The following is a 22,384-nucleotide window of genomic DNA, read 5'->3' on the forward strand; positions in this document are numbered from 1 at the left end:
TAACTTCCAGTTCTGTCCAAAATTAGCTATCAACAGGATTTGACAAAGAGCCTTATGTTCTTGATCAACAGTGCTAATTCAGTCGAGTTAGTGCTGTTTTTTTATCGGCAAAGATTATCGATCCAAGCAAATAATTCTGGTAGATCATAATCACCACTATGTGATTTTTTCCCTGACGAAACATAATCAACGTCACTAACCTGGCTGCTTTATTTTAGTTCAATAATCAATAATGAATCTTCTTGTGCCGGACTAATTGGTAAATTTCCATTAGATTGTGGAAACAACTCATAAGAAAAACGTTGCGCAAGATCAATTGCTGTAACCTTTATTTCTTTAGTTTTTAAATCAAGTGCTGCCACATTGATTTCAGTATTACTTGGTAAAAAAATTACATACCGTTTCTTAAAAGAATCACATGCTATCCGAATATCAGACGTATGTTTCAATTTAATAGCACATGGCTCAAGTCCATTTGGAAATACATAGCGCATTATGTCACTCAAATAATGAATATCATTAGCACCAGTAAAGTGTAGCGCATCTCGCCAGTCCGCAGACTGATCAAATCCTGAGTCACCGCCAAAACCGAACGTCTCACCGAACCGCTGCCACATCCAAATTCCATGCGCACCATACGTAATTCCTGCATCAGCTCCTGATAATACAGCACTCCAAGCAGCCCGGCGCACATCACGCGCTGAGAAGCGCTCTTGATACATCTGCTCTCCACTGATAGTAATTTGCTCATAGCAAGGTTCAGAATCAATGATTGGACCAGTATAACCTTTTGCACGTAATTTTAAAGGAATTTTATAAGCAGTATCTTGGCTTTTCGGATCATGCCCTGATTGATAAGTAAAAAAATCAATCTGATTTGAGAATTGGCTTGGAATTGAAGCTAACGTACCTTGAATATGGAAGGAATATAATGCATTCGGATCATGTTGACGCGCTGTATCTAAAACTTTTTGATAATATTTAATCGCTACATCAGGAAAATCAGTATCTCCAGAAACATAATAGATGGGATGGTATTGTTTAAATCGCTCGGTAACATAGGAAACGTACGATTCTAGTAATTCATATGGAAATAAATTATTCTTAGAAAATTGTTTTGGCCATGTTCCAGGAACATAATTTGACCACAACAATACTAGCGCCGGTATCATATGATGATCAATAACAGCCTGCAACATTTTTTCTGCACGGTCAAAATATACATCGTTAATATGTTTGAAATCATATTCATACTTAGTTTGGTCACCAGTTAACGGAAATGGCTGAAAATCTAATGGCGATGTACTGGCATCCCATTGGCGGAGAATATTAATTTGAATAACGTTAAAACCTTGTTTTTTTCGATAATCTAAATAATAATTCCATTCTTCTAATGTCGTATTAGTAAATGCACTCCAACATGTATCAGCTTGATAGAAGAAATGTTTACCATTCATTAACAGCTGATGTCCTTGTATCGCTAACATTATTTTCTTCTCCCTAATTATTACACAAATTTGATTTCTTTAAATTCACTTTCTTACAACCACAGTTAGACCATAATGATTTTAGCTATTATCCTAGATTTTTCCATTATCTAATTTCATCTGCTCAAAAGCACTGAGTTTCGGTAACGCTATAGGGAATCTTTCTGTTAGCCATTTCGCGCACAAACTTGTCCATTGAGCGACGTAATCTGAAACGTCAGATAATGCCCCAGCAGAAGCTTGTGTACTCAGGCTTAATCCGTGTCCACCCTCGCCAAAGATATGAACCTCGTAATCAATCTTGTGTTGTGCCAAATCATCAGCCAATCTCAGTGCCTGTCGTGCAGTTCCCAGAGGATCAGTAGCTGTCGCCCAAATAAACATTGGTGGTGTGTTCGTTGAAATATGTTCAGTTGGACTAACTTCATCTAAAAGTTCTTTATTTGGTGTTTCTTCACCTAACAAAGCAACATTAGAAGCCTTCATGAAGGCAATATCCATTGGATTAGTTTTATTTTCTAATTCCTGCTGGACCAAATTATAATCTGTCAGGGGATAACCTACAATACAAGCAGCCGGTCTTAATTGCTCTGGTTCCACATTTAGCGGGCCAGCAATCAAATCATCTTGCCAACGTGTGGCATAAAGTGCTGCATTATGCCCACCTGCAGAAAATCCGCAAACAATAATTTTATCCGGATCTACATACCATTCATCAACGTGTGCTTTCACCAGTAACATTGTTTGACCTAATTCCAATAATTGTCTAGGAAATAAACTGGCTCTATTAACTGGCAATGGTTGGGATAAATCCGGCATTGCTAAGCCAGATTGACTGTAGGTAGTATAACGTAAAACAAACGTTTGGTAACCTAAAGAAGCAAAATACATCGCAACCGGTTCTGCTTCACGATCAGAACAACTAAAGTATCCGCCACCTGGATTAATAATAATTGCGGGACGCCTTTTCCCGCGTAACATTTCTGCTGAATTAGCCAATAGATATGCCGTAACAGTAGCGCTTGATTCTTTATCTTGGTTAAGTTTAAATGACTTAATTTTCAAAAAACACACCTCAATCTGTACAATCAATGACATGAACGATTCAATAAAATTTAGACTTTTTGGGCTTCCAACTTACCAGCACTAACTTGATGTTTGTGCTGTTTTTCGACTCGTGAACCTAACCGAGTAACTAATAATAAAATGGCTACTACGACACTGAGAACAATACCAGCAATAAATGAATTAGTTCCTGCACTAATATGCGCAATCGCTAAAAGCATAGGAGAAATTGCACCCGCCACAGCGCTGGTTAAGGTATTCATTGCAATGACAACAGGAAACTGCCTATGATCAGCTAATACAGATAGCTCAAATGGTATTGTTGCATTAACCATGACAATTCCCATACCAGAGAACATGTTGCCTAAGATATGCAACGGCATATTATTAAAGAAAACTATGCAGATATACGATAAAGCAAATGCAACAAACCCCCAAGCCATTGTATTAGCTTTCGTCATTTTACGAATATACTTTAAACCAAACGCGGTTAAGATCCCACCAATATTACCGATAGCAGTAACAAGACCAGTATATGCAGTACCATAGCCTTTTCCAGCTAATAAAATTGATTGATTAGACATAAATACCATAATTGCTAATGAAGTGACAAAAGTAATCACCAAAACAATATAAACAAGTCCGCTTAGATTTTTAATAGTTGAAATAAAGCTCTGGTCGGTATTCTTATTTTTCTCACTGCTAATCTTGGCATCCTGTGGCACCATAATAAAGAAAGCAATTAAAATCACTACTGCAACACTATAAATCCAGAATAAATTATGCCAATTAGTACCGCCTAAAACACCACCGATACCAGTAAAAGCCATCATACCAATATTGTTGAAGCCCATTGCCCAACCCATGACTGACGCTCTTTCTTCGCCTTCAAAGTGTTCTTGTAACAAGACTGGACCAACATTACTAATTAATCCAATACCAAAACCTAAAGCAATCATACTAGCTAAAATAATATTCAAATTACTATGAATAAAGGCTGGTAACAAACCGCTTACAATTACTACTAAAACGGCCACAATCCCAATATTCTTACGTGTTAATTTGTAAGTTAACCAGGTAAATAGTAAAGTAGCTAAAATTTGCCCAAATTGTGGAATCGTACTCAATAATTGTACTTTTGAAATTGGCTCACTAGGAAATGATTTAGCAATTGCTGCAATTGCTGCACTCACAACTGAAGATGACATTAATAACAAGTTCATACTTAAGATCCCAACAGCTAACGATAGTTTTTTCTTGTTCATATTTATCTACCTCTCCAAAATGACGTTTTTGATTACGCTTTCAATTCATACTTTCAGTATAGATTTTGAATAGTAATGCCACCATATCCAAAATCCACTTGTTCTATGTTCATTTCCTAGATAGAAACTAACTCGAGCTTTATCAAAAATATGACTAATGATGCTTTTAAAAATACCATTTGAACTAACAGGATACTTGTATCGTAACTGGTTCAGCATTTTTTTCAACAATCATCAAAGCCTTACCATTAAATAAATTAATTGTCGATAAGCTAAAATCAGAAATATCTGCCGGATCACCATTACCCAGCCCTAAAATTCTGCCACCTGTAACTGAAAGCGTCACTTTCTGGTTACAAGTTGGCACAAAGTGTGCATTTTTATCCAAAGCTTTTAATGCGTATAATTGTTCATTTTCACCATCAAATAATAAGGTTGTTGTAACAGTTTTTAATTCATCACTGGTTATTTTAATTGTATGTGCGGTCACATCATTATCACCATAGGCAACTATTTTTAATTCCCCAACCTGATAAGGTACCGTCCAATCAACCCGACAATCAACAACTAGCTTACGACCAAAACTTTTACCATTAATAAAACATTCTGCTTCAGCTAAGTTACTAAATGCACGCACAGCAACGTTACCATTGCTATCAATATCCAACCCCGTTTGATTCCAGTGTGGCATCACATGGACAAATGGTTTTTTAGTCCAATGAGCCTTATAATAGTAGAAATAATCCTTCTTAAACCCACAAGTATCAACAATACCGAATTGAGAGCTAATAGCTGGAAAACCAAATGGTGACGGTTCGCCAAAGTAGTCAAAACCAGACCAGAGGAAAACACCTCCCATATAAGAGTGTTCTTTTAAATAAGCCATCACTTCTTCTGGTCGTGCGGTACCACCAACACCCGGATCGTTCGGTTGCCGCTTTCCTGGCAATACCATTGAGTACATAGATCCAAAATTATTACACTGTTGTTTTTTGCCATTGTCTTTATAAACACCGCGGGTAGAAAAGTACGATGCATTTTCTGTACTCAGCAATGATAAATTAGGATAATTCTCTTTGATTAATTTAGCTCCTGGACCCATCACACCAGCTTCTGGATAGTTAACACCTAACACGTCTAAATTACTCAGATAGTCTTCGTCAACAATACCTTCTGGGTTTAATAATTCGGCAGAAATGACTAATCGCTCTTTATCTAAAGCCTTAATTGTAGTGACTAGCTTTTGCGCCACACGACTACCCAATGACGTATTACCAGTTACCTCTTCATTAGCAATTGACCAAAAGGCAATACTTGCATGATTTCTGGATTTTTTGATCATTTTTTCCAATTCAGCTACCCGCCAAGGTGTACTCTCCAACAATCTATTTTCGTCAATAACCAACATTCCAAGTCGATCACATGCAGTTAATAATTCGTTTGAAGCAAAATGATGGGTACTCCGAATCGCATTGATACCCATTTCTTTCAATATTTGCAACTTATAATCAATAATGTCTTGCGTCAAAGCAATACCAACACCGGCGAAATCTTGATGTTCGCAAACACCATGTAATTCATACTGCTGATGGTTTAGGTAAAAGCCTTTAGTATCATAAGCAAATGTTCGAATACCAAACTCTTGGATGAGTATGTCGGTACCAACTAATACCTTCAATTTATAAAGTTTAGGTGTTTCTGGCGTCCACAGCTCAGGTTGTTCAATTTCAAATGTAGCCGTATAATTTTGGGTTTGATTATTTGCAATCACTGACTTGCTTAAGTCCTTTTGTTGCCCAAAAATGACAACCTGTGGCGTAACTGTCGCCGCAACTGCATAATTTTTCACAGTAAAATCAACTTGAATTGTTGCCTTATCCAGCGTTGCGGCCTTAGTGAAAACATGTAAACTATCAGTAACAACTTGCAAATTAGGTATAACTTCAAGCCAAACATCTTTATAAATTCCCGCACCTTCGTACCACCAGCCCTCATGACCAACAGTGGTATCCACTTTGATCAGTAGCGTATTACTACCTTCACTGCCATAATGAGCCATTTCAGTAATATCAAAATCCTTAGCTGTATAGCCACTGATATTCTGTCCTAAATAAGCGCCATTTAGCCAGAAATCAGCCAGCCCCATAATGCCAGCAAAATGTAAAATAACCCGATTATTCTTAAATAAATCTTTCTTAAGATCGAAAGCACGCCGATAATAACTAATGTTATCTGGCTTAGAGCCGCTCATTAAATTTTGTGGTTCATCTTTAAATGGCTGTGCTACTTTCCAATCATGTGGTAATGTAACCTTCTGCCATGATTCATTTAACGAGCTGTCCAAATCGGTATTGGCCAAATTACGTAATCCAATTTGTTCATCACCTTGTGCAATTAATTTCAGAAAATAATCACCGCCTGCACTGGTGATAACTCGCTCGCCATTTTCTTCAGGTAATGGACTTGTAAGCCCACCTAATGCATGAGCCTTCTTGGCAATCTTCAAAGGTTCTTTGATTTCACCATAATGAAATAACCAATCTTTATTTAATAAATATTGTTTTCGCATGCGCTTTCACCTCTCTGCCATTATTCTATCCGCTTACTAATTTTGTTATAATCAACTATGTCGACAATTTATGGTGAAAAACTATAATTATCCAACTTATGGAGATGATAAAATGGACTGCCAACCGTTTAATAATCTGAACAGTCATTATTCAGCTGATTATCCAAGAATAGCGACTAACCTACCTTTATCCTTGTTTTATAAACGTAAAAAAATTAAAAAAGTTCTCTATACAATGGTGACTGATAACAAACTTGATAGCTTTGAGGCAGCAGATTATCAGGTTCTGCATCAAGATAAGGATTTCGAATTATTATATATTCTCAGTGGGCAACTAACCAATGTTTTAGGTGACAAAGAATTCCTTTTTAGCGCTGGTGATGCTTGTTTGTTAAATCCGCAGATGGCCCACTTTGAGCGCCTTGATCCCGCTTGTTCAGTTGTTTTCTTAAATTTATCAGTAACATTCTTAAATGAATTATTAAAAAATATAGACGAAAAAGGGCCACTATTTTCCTTTTTAAAACAAAGCTTACAATCAGAGAATGAGTGGCAACGTCGTTATATTCAATTCACTAAGAACCTACCAACTGAAAATAAAGTCGTAAAAATTCTATTTGACTCCCTACAACAAGAACTAGCCACAAATAAAATTGGTAAAAAGTACTTGCAAAAAGGCCTTGTTCTGCGTTTATTAGCGGCTTTTGAAAATTCTAAGCGTTTCACTATGCAAGAATTTGACTTAGATTCCACAAAAGAAGCTTTTTTAGTTAATCGAGTTATTTATCAAATTGAGCATCATTATGGTAATGTCACCCGCCAAAACATTGAACAAGCGCTACATTATAATGCGGAATATTTGAATCGCTTATTAAAAAAACAAACAGGTAAAACTATTTCAAATTATGCTCAAAAAATTCGCACCAAAAACGCTGAAAACTTATTGATATCTACTGATTTGCCTATTCATTCAATTGCTGAAAAGCTTGGGTTTAGTAATGAAACTTATTTTTTCCAGTTTTTCAAAAAACAGGTTGGGTGCTCGCCTAAAAAATATCGTGATACGTCAAAAAAAGCAGATACTATTGATTGAGTTCCTCACTGAAGTTTGGTCAAACTCCAGTGAGGTTTTAATCATGGCATCTGCTTTTCTGTGCGGTTTTCATCACGATACTCTTTCGGTGATAGTTTTAAGCTCTTGCGAAATATTTTATAGAAATATGAAGGATTCTCATAACCAACTTTAACGGCAATTTGTTCAATAGGTGCATTCGTAAAGGTTAAGTATTCAGCCGCAACGTTTATTCGTTGGAGATGAACTAACTTAATAAAGGTGAGCCCCGTTTGTTTTTTTAGATACGACGACAGATAGTTTGGATTAAAACCAAAGTATTGGGACATTTCATCTAACGTGATCGTTGCGTAGTGTTCTTCAATATATAACAATAACGACAACAAATTAGATGAGGTACTAACTGACTTTTTAACGATTTTTTCATTATTAGAAGCCACTCGAATCAAGCGTGAAAACAAAGTTAGGATCTCAAATCGAATGATCTGATTAGTTTGACTATCTGGATAGTAATACTCTTGGATAATATCGTAAATCGTATCATTGATTTTACGATCATGTTTGGTTTCAAACAAACTATAGTTATTATCACCTAAATCTTCATCAGACAATAATGAGAAAAGCATAGTAGAAATACTTTGAATATTTCCAACTTGACGCATGAAATTAAAATCATTTAAAGAGAAGGCTGTCCCTTTTAAGGCCAAATTAATTACTATACAACTATTATCAATCTTTTCAACTCGGTGTGGCGTTCGATTACCAATCACAATAATATCATTTTGCTTAACTTTTATCCGCTCATGCTTTGTGATAATCATGCATTCACCAAGCAACGGAACAACCATTTCAACATAATCATGTAAATGAAATGGAATATATGAATCGACTGGTTGTACTGAAATTGCAATTGAATGTGGATTAACTTCTAAAGAGTCGTCCAAGGTATAGAAAAACTCATAAATAGGTTCCTTCCCGAAATAACTTGCAATTCGTGGATGCATTTCTGGTGCCAATTTATCCCAATCGCGTGGAAAATTATTTTTACGTAGTAATTCTAAAATTTCAGTATTCAACTTCTCACCCTCATTTGAAAGTTGGAAAATCATAGTTTTCAATAGGACTATATCGCTAAAACTAATTACAGTAATGCCGCTAAATAGCTAGAATGAGGTTAGATATAATTACACATTGTCTAAACAAATAAAAATCTAAATTCCACTAATCATAGTTGCTGTACCCAACCACTATTTTCAATATGCATTGTAACCTATTTAGCTTTCAGTATACATTATTTCACTAAACATATGAGAAATAGACATATATTATATTCGATTTCACAATAGTCTTACCTATTTTGTTGAATTAGAATGAAAGCGTGAACAGAATGCTGTAGACATTTTAGGAGGAAAAAATATGATAGATTTAGCAAAAAAACCCTATAATTTAAATGCTGAACAAATTACGTACATCAAAAATAAACTACAAAACATGAGCGTTGATGAAAAAGTCGGTCAATTATTTTTTGTGATTGGTCAAGACGAAGATAGTGTTGATATCCCAGAATTTATCCATAAGTATCAACCAGGCGGCATGATGTATCGACCAGATACAGCCCCAAAAATCAAACGTGAAATTAATACTGCGCAGCAATCTAGTAAAGTACCAATGTTCTTCGCTGCCAACTTAGAATCTGGTGGTAACGGATTAATTCAAGAAGGCACCTGGTTTGGCATGCCTCTACAAATGGCGGCCACTGATGATCCCAACAGTGCCTATCAATTAGGAAACGTTGCTGGTAGTGAGGCCTTTCAAGTGGGCGGTAATATGTCATTTGCTCCAATCGTAGACATTGATAATAATTTCCGTAATCCAATTATGAACACAAGAACTTTTGGCAGCAACAAAGCACGGGTTATTAAAATGAGTGATGCGGAAGTTAAAGGATTACAAGACAGCCAGATTATTCCTATTATCAAACATTTCCCTGGTGATGGCGTTGATGAACGTGACCAGCATTTATTAAGTTCAATCAATTCACTTTCCGCTGAGGATTGGATGACTTCTTACGGTGAAATCTATCATCATTTAATCAAAGCAGGCGCACCTGGAGTTATGGTGGGTCATATTATGCAACCCGCGTGGGAGCGAAAATTGAACCCCGGAATCGAAGATAAAGATTTATTACCAGCATCAAGTTCAAAACTATTAATTGATGGTTTATTACGGAAAGTACTCAAGTTCAACGGTCTTGTTATAACTGACGCAACACCAATGCTCGGTTATAACGTTACCATGCCACGTCAAAATTTATTACCAGCAACTATCAATGCAGGTATTGATATGATTTTATTCAATAAAAATATCGATGAAGATTATCGTTTTATTCATGAAGCCATTGCAAATGGCACCTTAAAAATGGCGCGTGTTGATGAAGCAGTTACACGAATCTTAGGTACTAAAGTAGCACAAGGCGTCATGGATACCACAGGACAATTAAGACTGACACCACCAACTGAGCTTAACTTGAATAGCCAGCAGCATTTGGCATTAGCTGATGCTGTTGCTAAAAAATCGGTCACGTTAGTTAAAGACCGCGATCAATTACTACCAATTACTCCACAAAAATACCCACGAATTCGATTAGTTGTTTTAGGTGATTCTGATGATGGTGGGTTTAAAGAAGGTGGTCACGTCACCGAAAAGTTTAAACTTGGACTTGAAAAATTAGGTTTTACCGTTCAATTATTCAATCGAAAAAATTTGAATTTCCATGAAGTTTTTGAAGAAGGCGTCGCCGATTTGGAACAAAAATTTGATTTAGCATTCTATGTAGCTAATGTGGAAACAGCTAGTAACCAGACAACAACTCGTTTGGATTGGATTCATTTAATGGCTGCTGATGCGCCGTGGTTCATGAAGAGTATCCCTACCGTCTTTGTCTCCACAGCTAATCCTTATCATTTATTTGACATACCTAATGTTTCTACGTTCATTAACGCTTATACCGGTAATAGTTCCAGCATCGCTGCAATTTTACGTAAAGTGACTGGTCAAGAGGCTTTTACTGGTATTAATCCAGTTGACCCATTTTGTGGTGATCCATTAACACGTTTATAGGAGGATATAATGAATATTACTCAGATTTTAGTTAACCATATGCATGAGCCAATTGGCTTTCAATTAAATGACTTGCGCATTGAATTTAAACTAGCTGCAACTAAATTTGTTAAGATCACTAAACAATTAACCATTTGGACAACTGATCAAACTACCCCTGTTTACCAAACCGATCAACTGCCTTACGACAATAACTATTTTGATGTTAACTTAACTTTGAACCCGCGCACTCGTTATTTTGTTCAAGTCACTATTAATACGCCAAGTGAGACTACCTCAGCAAAAACCTTTTTTGAAACCGGTAAATTAAACGAATCTTTCACAGCTGATTGGATTGGCAATGCGGACAAAAATATTCAAAATACGTTATTTAAGAAAGAAATATCACTAGACAAAGCGATTAAATCAGCACGCTTTTATGTAACTGGTTTAGGCCTTTATGAAGCTTATTTGGATAATCAAAAAATTGGTGATGAATATTTAGCACCCGGTATTACCGCATATGACCATTTGGTACAGATTCAAACTTATGATGTCACAGCTAACCTCACCATCGGTAACCATGAATTAATGATTTCAACCGCTGATGGTTGGTATAAGGGTCGCTACGGATTTGACGGTGGCCAAGATAAAATCTATGGTGACCAACAAATGACTATTGGCGAATTGCATATTACTTATACTGATGGAACAACCGTTATCATCAATACAGATTCTTCATGGCAAACAACTGCTGGTAACATCACCAAGTCCGCAATTTATTATGGCGAGGATTTAGATGACACTTTACAACCAAGTGCTTGGCAATACGTCACTGTTCTGAAACAAAGTAAAACAATTTTACAAGATCGACTCAGTTTGCCATTAACAATCAACGAACAGCTTCCTGTTCAAAAAATTCTAACTACGCCCGCCAACGAACAAGTTTTAGACTTTGGTCAAAATCAAGCTGGCTGGTTAGAATTCTATAATCGTGAACCTAAAGGTACAAAAATCACTTTTCAAATGGGTGAAATTTTACAAAAAGGTAATTTCTATCGTGGCAATTTACGTGATGCTCGTGCTACCTTTGACTATATTTCTGACGGTAAAGAAAAATGGGTTCGTCCGCATTTTACGTATTACGGTTATCGCTATGTTAAAGTGAGCGGTAACACTAATCCGCTAAAGCTGGCTGATTACCACGCATGCGTCATCCATTCTAAAATGTCAAAAACTGGTGATATCACTACTGATAATACTAAAGTTAATCGTTTATTTACCAATATTCTTTGGAGCCAAAAAAGCAACTTCTTCGATGTCCCTACTGATTGTCCCCAACGTGACGAGCGCTTAGGCTGGACTGGCGATGCTGATATTTTTTCTAACACCGCTGCTTTCAACATGGATGTTTTCGAATTTTTCAAGAAATATATGCAAGATGTTGCCATTGAGCAAAACCGCTTTGATGGCATGGTACCAATGTATGCCCCTGCCATGGGCACAACTGATGGTGGCGCTGCAGTTTGGGGTGACGCAGCGACAGTAATCCCTTGGAATATGTATACCACTTATGGTGATACAGCAATTCTTAAACAGAATTACGCTACCATGAATGCCTGGGTCGATTGGATCACTAAAAATTCAAAAACAGCTAATCTTTGGACTGGTACATTCCAATTTGGTGATTGGATTGCGTTAGACGGTGAAAATCCAGCCTTACCAACAGGCAAAACGGATGAGGATTTTATTGCCTCAGTTTATTATTACTATTCAAGTCAAATTGTTGCTGATACCGCTAAGATTTTGGGTCACGTGTCTGATCAAACAAGATACCAACACCAAGCCAATGCTATTTTATCTGCCATTCAACATGAATATATCACCGCTACTGGTCGATTAGCAGTTGATACGCAAACGGCCTATGCCCTAGCATTATATTTTGAGCTGGTTCCTGAAGTTCAAATCAAACGTGTGCTACATGATTTAGTTACACGCTTAAACAAAGACAATGATCATCTAAAAACAGGTTTTGTAGGCACACCATTTATCTGCCAAGTTTTATCAAAATACGGCGAGCATAAGTTGGCCACCAAGATCTTCTTACAAGAAGATTTCCCAAGTTGGTTATATGCGGTAAATATGGGTGCTACTACCGTATGGGAACGTTGGAATTCAGTTGAAACTGATGGTTCAATGAACCCAGATGGTATGAATTCACTTAATCATTATAGTATTGGTGCAATCATGGAATGGGGCTATAAGTATGTGGTCGGTATTAAACAACATGCAGCTGGTTTTAAAACATTCACATTTGCTCCTAACTTTGATTATCGTTTAAAACATATCGCTGCACATTTTGATACAGCTTATGGTGATTTCAAAGTTAATTATCAAATTGAAGCTGATTGCAAACACACTATTCAAATTAAATTGACAATTCCATTCGGTACAACTGTTCAAGTTGAATTACCACGAGCAGATAACGTAACTGTAACTATTAATAATCAGTCTAAGCTCGGTGGTGATTTTCAATTAACAGCAGGCTCTTACAATATTAGTTACATTCCAACTATGAATTACATTGAGCACTACACTGCTGATACACCAGCTGCAGAAATTATGGCTGATTCAGTATTAGTTAATAAAATTTCAGCCATCGATAATGTATTGGACTTCTTCAAAAATGATCCCAATGCAGTTAAAGGCGGGCTCGGAAACATGTCATTAACCAAATTGAATAGTTTATTACCTTTTATTAACATCCCTGCCAATAATTTAGCGACAATTAATCAATTACTAATCAATACACCACTTTTAAGTGAGCGGGAGGGTTGATCAATGTTTAAAGGTGCTTTATTTGATTTAGATGGTGTCATTGCTGATACTGCAATTTTACATTTTAAGGCTTGGCAACAACTAATGCGCACTCACTTTAAAATCGAATTACCGCTAGAATTAGAAACCAAAACTAAAGGTGTTAGTCGTAACGATTCGTTACAGACCATCCTTAATTTCTGTGAAATTAAGGTATCATCAACACAATTCATACAACTCGCAGCAGAAAAAAATACCATTTATCAAAGCTTCTTAACTGAATTAACATCGACAAATATTTTACCTGGCATCACTCGACTGATCAATGACTTGAGAGTCAACCATATTCCTTTGGCATTAGCCTCAGCTAGTCAAAACGGCCCTTTAATTTTAGATAAACTAGGTTTACGGCATAATTTTGCTGCCATTGAAGATCCAAGTCAAGTAAAACACGGAAAGCCTGCACCAGATATTTTTATCGCAGCAGCAAATAGTTTAGGTTTGGACCCTATCGATTGTGTTGGCTTTGAAGATTCAATTGCTGGTATAACAGCAATTAACACGAGTGGAGCTACTGCTATCGCAATTGGTAACGCGACTGAACTAAAAGCAGCTACCATTGTTGTTAATAATACAGATAAACTAAGTTTCAACACTATTACTACAGCGTTTATTGAAGCACATAAGGAGTGAATTTACATGATGACGACTTACACTAATCCTATTTTACGTGGTATGCGTCCTGATCCTAGTATTGTACGGGTTGCTGATACGTATTATTTAGTCAATAGTACCTTTGAATATTATCCTGGCATCAGCTTGTCTAAAAGTACTGATTTATTGAACTGGCAACCTATTTCTAGTGTTGTCACCACGACAGCACAGGCTGATTTAACACAAGCAAAATCAAATGAAGGTATCTTTGCCGTTTGTATACGCTACTTTGCGGGCGCTTTTTATGTCATCACTACTAACTTTGCTGAATTCAAAAGCTTTATTATCCGTGGCGTTTTGAATGATGCTGGCGAAATCTGCTGGGATAAGAATCGTGTTGAACTTGATATTATGGGTATTGATCCCGATTTATACTTTGAAGCTGGTAAAACTTTCGTTCAATTCACCGGCTACATCGATAAGTCTGGTACCAAAGCCATTCAACAAGTTGAAATTAATTTGACTGATGGCACTATTTTACATGGTCCAAAAGTAATCAGCTATGGAACTGGCGGCCGTGATGTTGAGGGACCCCATATCATTAAAAAAAATCAAATTTATTATCTGTTAACCGCTGAAGGTGGAACTGGCGTCGGTCACATGATCACCATTTTTAAAAGTGACTCACTTTGGGGGCCTTTTAAAGATAGCAATAATATCAATCCAATTTTCACCAATCGCGATCGTGCAGATGAGCCGCTGCAAAATATTGGGCATGCCGATTTATTTCAAGATCAACAGGATAACTGGTGGCTAACCTGTTTAGGTACTCGCCCTGCAACTGTAGGCTTTACCCAAATTACAAATCTTGGCCGCGAAACGTTACTCTACCCTGTAACTTGGAATAATACTTGGCCACAAATTTATAATGGCATTCCCAGTCAAACAGTCGATTTAACTAATTTTCCTAAACATGCAGCCGTGCTACCGCATCACCAAAAACTAAAATCATTTGTTGATACCTTTGACCACAAACAACTATCACCAGAATGGATCAGTTTACGTAATAGTCTTGGCACTGATCTAGTTATTAATAATGGCGTATTGACACTGCACGGCCGTGAAACAACACTTAGCCAAGCAACAACACCAGCGTTTATCGGCTTACGCCAAACAGAACAGCATGAACTTTTTAAAATCACACTTGATTCCGCCAATACTGTTATTAATTCTGGGAAGATCGGTATCGCTAGTTTAATTAACACTGATCACTATGCCGCAATCTTGGTTGAAAAAAAACAAAATAATTATAAAATCACACGTTATCAAAAAGTAGCCGATTTAGAGGTTACAACAGTGTTAGGCACCACCACAGAGTTACCAACCGTCTTTGAAGTATCAAACCAGCTAGATACAAAGACTTTTCGTGTTATCACTAAAAGTGAAGAATTTAGTTTCACAACGAGTAGCCTTCATTTTTCAAATGAAGCTATTGCTGCACTTAATACCGGTGATATACAAGGTCTTTATGCTATTGGTGACGCACAATTGGCCATTAAACAGGCTGAACGAAAGACACTCACAGATTAATTGATAGAAAAAAGAACGACAGTAGCGTGTAAAACGCCGTTACTGTCGTTCTTTTCCTAATCCGCTGAATATAAAATACCAGCAGCTTGCAATTTTTCCTTAATCAGAGCAAACTGTGTGGCATCAGCACAACTGATCGTATGCAAATGAATACCTGCCGTCAATTCGGATAATAGATGTGCCTGCTTATTTTGGTAATTGTGTATAAACCGTGTGATCTCCTGATTATTAGTTAGGTTCAATTGGCCGGTTAATTCACCATAAAGCTCATGGGCTACCGTGACGTCAAGTACTTGGCCACCGTTGGCAACAATCAACCTTAGCTCATTTTCTGTCTCGGCTGGCGTATGTTTACACACAATTTTACCGGTAAATATAGCCTGCTCATTGCGATATAAATAACCATTGAAGGCTGCGGTGATACCTTCACCGCTAGCACGGAGTAAGGCAATATCGCCGACAATCGTTTGCCGGCTGACTTTAAATTGGCCGGCAAAATAGTTGGCACTGATTGGTTTCTGTGCTGCTAGTAATTGTTCCTTAATTCTTGTCCGTCGTTCAACACCACTAAGCATGTTGTTCACGCCCCAATCTATGTTGTAAATAGCCTAATAACCGATCCTTAGGCTGAAAGCCACTAACTCGGGCAACTGGTTCGCCGTTTTGAAACAGTAACAAGGTCGGCAAGCCTTGGACTTGTAATTTCTTAGTCAGTTGGGGGTAATCGTCCACATTTAAACGACCAACGCTTAACTGGGGTAAGGCCTGCTCACACGCCAATAAGATTGGGGTCATTTTTTGACAAGGTACACACCAGGCTGCCCAAAAATCGACTAATACTGTTCCTGATTTAACGAATGGCAAAAAGTTGTTTTCATTCAATTCACTTGCGATAATTGTCACCTTCTTAAATTCCGCACACTTTTTTCACCAGTGGATGCGTTAACTACGTTATAATGAGTTTAAACATTCTAATTTAAGGAGTCAACTCAATGGCTATTTTTTGGTGGGTATTAAATGTGCTGGTTTTGGCCAGTGCCGCCGTTTCGATTTTTTGGCAATCACAGATTACCATTCGCGCGAAATATAATTACTGGTCCTTGGGTTATGGCGTTGTTTTTGGCGTTTTACTGACGACCAACGTTATTAATGATTGGTCCTATATCGTCTTTACTGCTGCCTTTATCTTGATCAACATTATTTCTGGTGTCGGCGGCTTAACACCAGAGCGAATCATTACTAATGGTATTTTCTACGCTACGGCTGTGCGGTTCACTGATCTGCAAACGATCACGTTAACGCAACAGCCACTTCCTGGTAACCGGATCCGAATCATCGCTATTTTTAAAACTAAACGCAATCGCCGTATCAGCTTGGTTTTCACGCAAACTATGGAAACTTTACTAACGCAATTACGTAAAGTCATCCCCAATGATGTAGCGGTTGAAGTTCGCTAAACAAATAAAAGCGTCCATTGCTGGACGCTTTTTGCTTACGCTAATTTAACCGTATAATTAGGCCCAATAATCCCGGGAAAAGCACCTTGTTCAATGAATTTGGTGTTAGCGGGATGAGCAATCAGCCATTTTCCCCGCTGAAATAGCGTCGGCACTTGTGACTTGTTGGTTAACGGTGTATTGATACCACGTTGTAAAGCAACCATACATTGAAAACCGTGCGGCGTTGTTTGGCACGGCGCAAAATGCATCGTCGTACCATAGAGCATGATCATCACACCAGCTGGAACAAAAAATGCGGTCACATCAGTAGTTTGATAATGAGCATCAGCTTGAAGTTGGTGTATATCACCAAGAAACAACACCATATCCGTTGTTGCCACATTAACTTCTGGTGACTGGTGCCATTCTAGACAGTTCAATTGACTGCTATGACCGTTACAATAACCGACTTGAATTGGTAGATCACCAAAAACCTGCGCTGGCAACATTGTTTTGGCAACGACTTTTTCTAAAGTTTGATCTGTCGCCACGTACGTATTACCAGTTTCCGGAATAGGCTTAGCCTTCAAGGCCGATAATAAAGCTGCCGCATCGATGTTAGTTATGATCTGTCCGAACTGTTGAAACGCCGCTGCAGTTACTGGTAATAATGTAAAATCAGAATTGGTTTGCTTCAACGTTGCATACATCGTATCACCTATCCTTTAATTAGCTATATCATTAGAATAGACGGGTTAGCTTAAATGGAGGTTAAAATCAGTCTTTCTTATCAAGCACACTTCATACTCAAACCAGCAACTTAATGTCTGCCTAAGCTCTCACTGCAAATACACCGCCAACAACGCTATTCCCGCCTGACAGCTAGACTGCATCACTTCTTCTGGTTCGCCAGCAAAATGATAAGTCGCAGCAAACTTAATTTTCGGTCCAACTAAACCAATACATACCGTCCCCACCGCTGCGCCATCTAATTCAGCTGGGCCAGCTACACCAGTAAAAGCTAATGCATAATCAGTTCCAGCTATTTTACGTGCCCGCGCAGCCATTTCTGTGGCCACCTCCGGACTGACCACACCAAACTTTTCAATTAATGGCGCCGGTACGCCTAAGATTTTAGTTTTAGCGCTGGTCGCATACGTGATGAAGCCGCCGGGGTAAACGTCACTAGCCTGCGGTGTTGCAGCTAATTGGCTTTGAAATGTGCCACTGGTCAAACTTTCTGCACTAGTCAGTGTCAGGTGGCGTTCGGTCAAGCGTTGTGCCAAAGTCGAAAAATCCATCGTGATCTACCTCCATTGCTTTACCTTTAACGTAACAAATATAAGTACAAAGCCAAAACAATACGCATGAAAGTTGCGTCGCCGCTGCATTAGCTTATATAGTGAAGTTGTACCTAAAACTGAAATAAGGAAGTGACCGTTTATGGATGATGATCGGATCAAAGAAACTTTTCAGCAGGACGAACAGCGCAGTGGTGCCGCTGATAGCAATATGAGCTACGACGAGCAAAATGATAATCCAATGGAACCTGGCACAAAAGCGCCGCAGGAAACACCAGATTCAGTACCGAACCCAAATGAAAATAACGATCAGGAAGAAAGTCAGCTTGATCACTTACTTTATGATGAAAACAAGGACGCTGCGCACGAAGATGAAGATAAAGGCTTTGTTACTGAAGAGCTTGAGCACGAATAAGCAAAAAAATCTGTCGCTATTAATTTAGCGACAGATTTTTTACATTTAACCAGACGAGTTAAAACTATTTCAGATATTTTTCCCAATCTTTAACTTCCATAAATTGAGCCCGTTCAAATTGATCTTTCATATCGAACGGTACCGTCCCATCGATAACTAATTTAGAGGACATCCCACGAACCCGAATTGATTTAGGATCATATTGTGGCCGTTCAGATGGATCCAAGGGATGATTACGCATTCCTGGCAGAACCATCAAATCTTGATCAGCTTGGAACCGCGTATTCATCGTCCAAATAACATCATTCATATCAAAAATATCCACATCATCATCAACTAAAATGACCGTCTTTAATTCTTTGAAGGCGGAAAAAGCCAACAAAGCGGCTTGCCGTTGAATCCCTTCATCGGCTTCATTTTCCTTGTGAATCTGCAAAATTGACATCAGTTTACCCCCACCAGCTGGCGGATTATAAACGTTCAAAACCTTACCTGGAATCGCACGGTCAACTAATTGTAGAATACTAGCTTCAGTTGGAATACCAGCCATACTGACGTGTTCTTCACTAGGACCAATAACCGATTGCATGATCGGCTTGTCTTTGCGATGAGTTACTGCGGTGACTTTAATGACTTGCAGTGCTGGATTAGCATCACCGTCGTAGCCAGGGAACTCTGGCATGGCCTTGCCAGTATGCGTGTTGATATCTTCCTGAATCCGTTCATTCGGCATAATATAGCCTTCCAACGTATATTCAGAACGGGCAATCGCTTTTTCATCTACAGTCACACCAGCCACTAAATCGACTGCTTGCTGGCGAATTGCACCAGCAACACCTAGTTCGTTATAACCAAATGGCGTGGTCGGTGGTTCAAAGGTCGCACCGATGGTAATGGCTGGATCCAAACCAATACTAATTGTGATTGGCATTGGTTGATTCGCTTTTTCATATTCTTCGGCAAAAGCCCCAATATGGCGCCCGCCTGGCATAATATAGATACCGATTTTGTCTTTATCTTCCAAGACCATCCGGTGAATGGTTACGTCACTCTTTGATTTATCCATGTTAGAACCAAGTACAACACCAACTGTGATGTATGGACCAGCATCTTGCGGTGTGTTGGTTGGTGCAGCCACTAACTTACGAATATCAAAATCAGCATCGGTTGCCCGATGAATAACCTCATGCGCAGGTGCTTCAGCTTCTGTGACCATTTGTGGCCAAACTGGATTAGATACAGACTCGTTCAAAAATTGGCCTAACGTTTTATAATCGTGGTGGAACATAGCGCCAACACGTTTGCGACTAGCCATCAAGCCAATCAATACGCGTGTTTGGGCGAACCCTTTAACATTATTGAACATCATTGCTGGCCCTTCTTGAGTTGGCCGTTGTACCGTACCGCCTGCACCAATATAACGGTACACACCAGACAGTTCTGCTTCAGGATCAACTTCAACGTCGGTTTCATGGTATTGGCCAGGCAATTGCTTGAGCTCGGCCAAAACACTTCTTAAATCATATTTATCTGCCATCTTATTTTTACCTCCTGAATTAAGCTTACTAGTTCAGTATAAGCGGTGGTGCTTAGCGCTACAAATCGTATTTGGCGTTTTATTATGCTGAAGTGGAATAATAAAAAAACTATCAGCACTTAGCTGGTAGTCATAAAACTATTTACCGGAGTTAGTTTCTAAGTCAGTATCTGGTGCCAAATCCGTGACCCAAGTAGTCAACTTAGGACAGTACGTTTCAATCAGGCCAACAATCCGACCGGAAAGTAGCGCGGAGATAACAGTCCCTTCGCGCACACCAATTAATTGATGACTGAAAACTAAGCTTATCACGACCGCAACAATAACCATGGTTAGATCAGCACGTACTTTCATACGCGGAAATTGCATGTGCTTATAAAATGCAAATGCCGCTGTGATCCCTTCACCGGCCATCATCAATGTACGTGAGTTGATTTCAAAGAAAACGCCGATTGCTAATAAAACGACACTCACCAGCGTCAAAACCACCTGCACCCAATAATGTGTTGGCTTAATAAAACTAAAAACACCGACAAACCAATCGATCATTGCACCGAAGAAAACTGATGGTACAAGTTGAATTACATTTGCCCAAGTAAAATTTTTACGCAATACGAACCACTCTATTGTAATCAGAACGACCATAAAAACAATTGTCCATTGTCCAATGGTAAACGGCGTTAATTCACTGAGTACGTTGGGAATACTTGAAATTGGCGACGTTCCCAGCATAGCAATTTGGGCCAAGGCAACACTCGCCGACATAACGGTAATCCCGAATAACAAACACAAAAAATGTTTCAGTGTCCCAATAATGCCCCAAGTCTTGATCATGACTTTTTCACCGCCAATGCTTGCCGGACAAGCTCTAACTGTTGGCCAAAAACTTGGCTATCAATCGCTGGGTTTTGCGCAAATAATTCTGACCACCACTTATTTGTGATCTCCTTTAAGCGCTGGGCCAACTGCTGTCCCAGTGGTGTCAACGTAATCACCTTGGCCCGGCGATCATTGGCATGCGGGGCACGCTGCACCCAGCCTTTATCGATCAATACACGAATATCGCGCGCTAATAAGCTGGGATCGATCGTCATCCCTTGGGCAATTTGCTGTTGCGTCAACTCAGCATGATTGTAAATAAACATCAATAAATCACTTTGAGTTGCGCGAACATCAAGCTCGGTAATTTCATGCTTAAAGTCTTTTTTTGACTGCCGGTAAATAGCACCAATAAACTTGCTGAATTCAAATAATTCCAAATAGTGACCTCCAATTTTTTAATGGACTTATCCATTAAAATGCTTTTAATAACTTTTGTCAAGGTTTACAGAAATGCGTCCAAATAAAAAAGCCCCTATCCACGTAGGATAAGTGCCTTATGCGCACATTTTCTGCTAGTTGTTGCTAGGTAACTCCAATTGGAAATATTTGCACGGGGTTAACGCCTTTAAATTATGCGCTTCGTTAGCTGGCACAATAATCAACTCACCGGCAGTGGCAATCTCTTCTCGTTCAGTCGTCGCATAACTAACTTGTAATTGCCCTTCGAGTACCATAAAAACCTTTTGTAATTGGCTAACTTCATTACTGATTGTTTCATTAGCCGCAAAAGCATACAAAGTTAGCGGCGCACTGGTGCCAATTTTATCACTTAAAAATCGGCTAGAGATCTGTTCATCATGATAATTGATCAAATTTTTTAAGTCTAAACGCATTATTTCACCTCGGGCTTCACAACGATCAGTAACATTTGAAAAGCTTCTTGGGCATATAGTGCATGTGGTGAGTTAGCTAGGATCACAATACTTTCATCAGCCGTGACAACAAATTTATCCTGATCAATAGTCACTTCAGCAACACCAGATAAGATGTTCAACATCGCATCCCCAGTCGATGCGTGGCCACCAATTGTTTGCCCCTGATCTAAGGAAAGGATCGTCATGCCTAAATCATCACGTTGCACTAACGTTTTGCTCAACATTTGCTCTTCCTCAACAGGTACAAGTTGTTTTAAATCAATTACTTGCCGCTGCGCAATCTTTTCGATATAGCTCATTCTATCAGACTCCTTTGA

At 38.6% G+C, this 22,384-nt stretch carries 21 protein-coding genes; 7 read left to right on the forward strand and 14 right to left on the reverse strand.

The genetic code is table 11. The features are described 5' to 3' along the window. Window positions 1–209: 209 nt before the first annotated feature. The 4 genes from EKM80_RS06370 to EKM80_RS06385 all read right to left on the reverse strand — a co-directional run bounded on the left by EKM80_RS06370 (window position 210) and on the right by EKM80_RS06385 (window position 6,386). On the reverse strand, window positions 210–1,487 hold the full coding sequence (locus EKM80_RS06370) for an apiosidase-like domain-containing protein (protein ID WP_125552285.1): 1,278 nt from the start codon (window positions 1,485–1,487) through the stop codon (window positions 210–212). A 93-nt stretch (window positions 1,488–1,580) separates the two neighbouring features. Beyond that, complete coding sequence (locus tag EKM80_RS06375; RefSeq protein WP_225418825.1) at window positions 1,581–2,552, reverse strand: alpha/beta hydrolase; 972 nt, start codon at window positions 2,550–2,552, stop codon at window positions 1,581–1,583. Between the two features lie 50 nt (window positions 2,553–2,602). Next, complete coding sequence (locus tag EKM80_RS06380; RefSeq protein WP_125552287.1) at window positions 2,603–3,817, reverse strand: MFS transporter; 1,215 nt, start codon at window positions 3,815–3,817, stop codon at window positions 2,603–2,605. A gap of 184 nt (window positions 3,818–4,001) precedes the next feature. Next, on the reverse strand, window positions 4,002–6,386 hold the full coding sequence (locus EKM80_RS06385) for a glycoside hydrolase family 2 TIM barrel-domain containing protein (RefSeq protein WP_125552288.1): 2,385 nt from the start codon (window positions 6,384–6,386) through the stop codon (window positions 4,002–4,004). A gap of 70 nt (window positions 6,387–6,456) precedes the next feature. Between EKM80_RS06385 and EKM80_RS06390 the strand changes: the two genes are divergently transcribed. Further along, window positions 6,457–7,479 (forward strand): AraC family transcriptional regulator, encoded by a 1,023-nt coding sequence (locus EKM80_RS06390; protein WP_225418826.1) that lies wholly within the window; start codon window positions 6,457–6,459, stop codon window positions 7,477–7,479. 41 nt (window positions 7,480–7,520) lie between these two features. On the opposite strand, the gene EKM80_RS06395 is transcribed toward EKM80_RS06390, so the two are convergent. Next, window positions 7,521–8,534 (reverse strand): AraC family transcriptional regulator, encoded by a 1,014-nt coding sequence (locus EKM80_RS06395; protein ID WP_125552289.1) that lies wholly within the window; start codon window positions 8,532–8,534, stop codon window positions 7,521–7,523. Window positions 8,535–8,874: 340 nt separating this feature from the next. On the opposite strand from EKM80_RS06395, the gene EKM80_RS06400 reads away from it, so the two are divergent. From EKM80_RS06400 to EKM80_RS06415, 4 genes are read left to right on the forward strand one after another with little or no spacing between them, the layout of a single operon-like run. Then, window positions 8,875–10,578: a glycoside hydrolase family 3 protein gene (locus EKM80_RS06400; RefSeq protein ID WP_125552290.1), complete on the forward strand. Its 1,704-nt coding sequence runs from the start codon at window positions 8,875–8,877 to the stop codon at window positions 10,576–10,578. Between the two features lie 9 nt (window positions 10,579–10,587). Further along, on the forward strand, window positions 10,588–13,395 hold the full coding sequence (locus tag EKM80_RS06405; RefSeq protein WP_125552291.1) for an alpha-L-rhamnosidase: 2,808 nt from the start codon (window positions 10,588–10,590) through the stop codon (window positions 13,393–13,395). A gap of 3 nt (window positions 13,396–13,398) precedes the next feature. Continuing rightward, complete coding sequence (gene pgmB / locus EKM80_RS06410) at window positions 13,399–14,067, forward strand: beta-phosphoglucomutase (RefSeq protein ID WP_125552292.1); 669 nt, start codon at window positions 13,399–13,401, stop codon at window positions 14,065–14,067. A 6-nt stretch (window positions 14,068–14,073) separates the two neighbouring features. Then, window positions 14,074–15,618 (forward strand): glycoside hydrolase family 43 protein, encoded by a 1,545-nt coding sequence (locus tag EKM80_RS06415; protein ID WP_125552293.1) that lies wholly within the window; start codon window positions 14,074–14,076, stop codon window positions 15,616–15,618. A gap of 56 nt (window positions 15,619–15,674) precedes the next feature. Here the strand turns inward: EKM80_RS06415 and EKM80_RS06420 are convergent, their stop codons facing one another. Next, window positions 15,675–16,193, reverse strand: coding sequence for a transcription repressor NadR (locus tag EKM80_RS06420; RefSeq protein ID WP_125552294.1), 519 nt, complete (start codon window positions 16,191–16,193; stop codon window positions 15,675–15,677). Then, window positions 16,186–16,521 carry a thioredoxin family protein gene (locus EKM80_RS06425; protein ID WP_125552295.1) on the reverse strand — a complete coding sequence of 112 codons (336 nt, stop codon included), beginning with the start codon at window positions 16,519–16,521 and terminating at the stop codon, window positions 16,186–16,188. The genes EKM80_RS06420 and EKM80_RS06425 overlap by 8 nt, the downstream gene beginning before the upstream one ends. Before the next feature lie 89 nt (window positions 16,522–16,610). On the opposite strand from EKM80_RS06425, the gene EKM80_RS06430 reads away from it, so the two are divergent. Beyond that, complete coding sequence (locus EKM80_RS06430) at window positions 16,611–17,075, forward strand: hypothetical protein (RefSeq protein WP_125552296.1); 465 nt, start codon at window positions 16,611–16,613, stop codon at window positions 17,073–17,075. Window positions 17,076–17,110: 35 nt separating this feature from the next. Here EKM80_RS06430 and EKM80_RS06435 read toward each other — a convergent pair whose 3' ends face one another. Continuing rightward, on the reverse strand, window positions 17,111–17,767 hold the full coding sequence (locus tag EKM80_RS06435; protein WP_125552297.1) for a DUF4867 family protein: 657 nt from the start codon (window positions 17,765–17,767) through the stop codon (window positions 17,111–17,113). A 129-nt stretch (window positions 17,768–17,896) separates the two neighbouring features. Then, window positions 17,897–18,358, reverse strand: a complete 462-nt coding sequence (locus EKM80_RS06440) for a CinA family protein (RefSeq protein ID WP_125552298.1) — start codon at window positions 18,356–18,358, stop codon at window positions 17,897–17,899. Window positions 18,359–18,500: 142 nt separating this feature from the next. Between EKM80_RS06440 and EKM80_RS06445 the strand changes: the two genes are divergently transcribed. Beyond that, window positions 18,501–18,773, forward strand: coding sequence for a hypothetical protein (locus tag EKM80_RS06445; protein ID WP_125552299.1), 273 nt, complete (start codon window positions 18,501–18,503; stop codon window positions 18,771–18,773). A gap of 64 nt (window positions 18,774–18,837) precedes the next feature. On the opposite strand, the gene EKM80_RS06450 is transcribed toward EKM80_RS06445, so the two are convergent. The 5 genes from EKM80_RS06450 to EKM80_RS06470 form a co-directional block, all read right to left on the reverse strand. After that, entirely contained in the window at window positions 18,838–20,310 is a 1,473-nt protein-coding gene (locus EKM80_RS06450; RefSeq protein WP_125552300.1) for a UbiD family decarboxylase, read from the reverse strand. Between the two features lie 138 nt (window positions 20,311–20,448). Next, window positions 20,449–21,144 (reverse strand): YczE/YyaS/YitT family protein, encoded by a 696-nt coding sequence (locus tag EKM80_RS06455; protein WP_191985936.1) that lies wholly within the window; start codon window positions 21,142–21,144, stop codon window positions 20,449–20,451. Continuing rightward, entirely contained in the window at window positions 21,141–21,569 is a 429-nt protein-coding gene (locus EKM80_RS06460; protein ID WP_125552301.1) for a MarR family winged helix-turn-helix transcriptional regulator, read from the reverse strand. Before EKM80_RS06460 ends, EKM80_RS06455 begins: the two co-directional genes overlap by 4 nt. 135 nt (window positions 21,570–21,704) lie before the next feature. After that, the gene (locus EKM80_RS06465) at window positions 21,705–22,025 is read right to left on the reverse strand and encodes a cupin domain-containing protein (RefSeq protein WP_125552302.1); all 321 of its coding nucleotides are present in this window, start codon (window positions 22,023–22,025) and stop codon (window positions 21,705–21,707) included. After that, window positions 22,025–22,366: a cupin domain-containing protein gene (locus EKM80_RS06470; protein ID WP_125552303.1), complete on the reverse strand. Its 342-nt coding sequence runs from the start codon at window positions 22,364–22,366 to the stop codon at window positions 22,025–22,027. Before EKM80_RS06470 ends, EKM80_RS06465 begins: the two co-directional genes overlap by 1 nt. Window positions 22,367–22,384: the final 18 nt, after the last annotated feature.

Source organism: Loigolactobacillus jiayinensis, assembly GCF_003946445.1.
GTDB classification, from domain to species: Bacteria; Bacillota; Bacilli; order Lactobacillales; family Lactobacillaceae; genus Loigolactobacillus; species Loigolactobacillus jiayinensis.